The sequence below is a fragment of the Bradyrhizobium sp. Leo114 genome (genome assembly GCF_055229415.2).
In genome coordinates, this window is record NZ_JBUYEN020000152.1 from 1 (window position 1) to 1,755 (window position 1,755).

The following is a 1,755-nucleotide window of genomic DNA, read 5'->3' on the forward strand; positions in this document are numbered from 1 at the left end:
CGGCGATGGGCGCGTCCAATTATACGTACGCCGAGGCCTGCCCAAGCGAGGGGCTCGCCGACTGGATCCGCCTCCACGTCAACCTTTTCGCCTTCCTCGGCGGCGCGCCGACATTCGTGGTCTGCGATTTTGTTACCGGTAACAAAATCGCAGTTATGTGCCGGACATCGTTATGTGCCGAATGCTGTCACAACCTGCATTTTTAAACGCTATTTCCGCGACAGCGGCAACATAACGGAGCGCTCGTGGCATAGTGATCTCCTTCTTTCCTTAGGAGATTGTCATGCTTGAGAAGTACTACATCCGACCCGCCACCATCGATCGTATTCACGAGTCCTGGATCGCTCCCGAAGTCGAGCAGTACGTCAGCTGGATGGCGGAGCAGCGCTATACGGATAGCAGCGTGTCTCGCCGGATTCCCATCGTGGTGAGCTTTGGCGAGTTCGCAAAAGCTCACGGCGCCAGCGAGGTTAAGAACCTACCTGATCACGTCGAGCCGTTTGTGCAAGCGTGGATTGGTGAGCGTGCTAGACGACGCTCAGCCCGGCGAAACTTGACGCACAGAACTCATTTTTCACCGATCATCTCCCGGTACAGAAGGGCCTGCGGCTCGGTTCGATCCGCAGTTATCGTGACACGATCCGCCTGTTCCTGTGCTTCGTGTCCGAGCAGCGTGGTCGCCGGATTGCTACACTGGCCCTTGATGACCTGACATTCGAACGAAGTCTGGCGTTCCTGAGGCACCTGGAGCAAGAGCGCGGTAACTCGGTGCGTACTCGCAATCAACGGCGGGCAGCACTGAACACCTTCTTTGCCTACCTCGCGGTGCGTGCACCCGAGATGCTGGCGGTCTGTCAGCAGGTCGCGGCGATCCCCGTCAAGCGCACATCATTGCCCGATACACATTTCCTCGAGCGAGAGGAGGTAACGGCATTGTTTCGTTCGCTGCCTCGACAAGGTCATCTCTCGCTGCGCGACCGCACACTGTTGCTCTTCCTGTACAACACGGGCGCTCGGGTGCAGGAAGTTGCCGATCTTCGTATCGAGCACCTCGAACTCAAGCCACCAGCCAAAGTCCACTTGCACGGCAAGGGTGACAAGTGGCGGACGTGCCCGCTTTGGGATGAGACAGTGAAGCATCTCCAGGCGCTCCTCGCCCAGCGTAGCGCATCGCCAGGCGAGCCAGTCTTCTGCGCTCCGAAGGCCCGCCCTCTAACGCGGTTCGGGATCTATAAGATTGTCCGACGACACGGCGCATCCTTCGATACACACGGGCCGAAATCCAGGCGGGTCAGTCCGCATCTATTCCGGCACACCGCTGCTTGCCACCTGCTGGAATCCGGTGTCGAAGTCAATGTCATACGGAGTTGGCTCGGGCACGTGAGTCTCGACACGACAAACCGTTATGCCGAGCTGACGCTGCGCGCTAAAGCCGAGGCGCTGCGCGCCTGCGAACTGGGTTCCGATATTTCAACGGTGTCCCGGGCTCGCGTCGCCTGGAAGGACGACAAAACCCTCCTCGACTGGCTCAATTCACTGTAGCGCATTATGTGCCTACACGCCCGCGATCCTCCCCCGAGAGACCGGCTCAAGCCGTTGCCAGGCACATAACGATGTCCGGCACATAACTGCGACAATCTCAAGGCCGCCGTCACCAATCCCGACCGCCACGATCCTGGCCTCAACCGAACCTATGCCGAGATGGCGAGCCATTACGACACGGCCATTCTCGCAGCCCGGCCGCGGCGCCCAAAA

The 1,755-nt window shown here is 59.4% G+C and carries 1 protein-coding gene and 2 pseudogenes; all 3 read left to right on the forward strand.

Annotated features, from left to right (window positions below; all coding sequences use genetic code 11):
* Positions 1 to 206 (forward strand): annotated as a pseudogene (locus ACZIRK_RS45070) (hypothetical protein); the annotation flags it as partial.
* Positions 207 to 585: 379 nt separating this feature from the next.
* Positions 586 to 813: pseudogene (locus ACZIRK_RS45075) on the forward strand (site-specific integrase); the annotation flags it as partial.
* A gap of 27 nt (positions 814 to 840) precedes the next feature.
* Entirely contained in the window at positions 841 to 1,542 is a 702-nt protein-coding gene (locus ACZIRK_RS45080) for a tyrosine-type recombinase/integrase (protein WP_283813362.1), read from the forward strand.
* Positions 1,543 to 1,755: the final 213 nt, after the last annotated feature.

Bases quoted from the DNA above. Each gene is read 5' to 3' on its own strand.
- ACZIRK_RS45080 (WP_283813362.1), top strand. From the start codon at position 841: ATGCTGGCGGTCTGTCAGCAGGTCGCGGCGATCCCCGTCAAGCGCACA.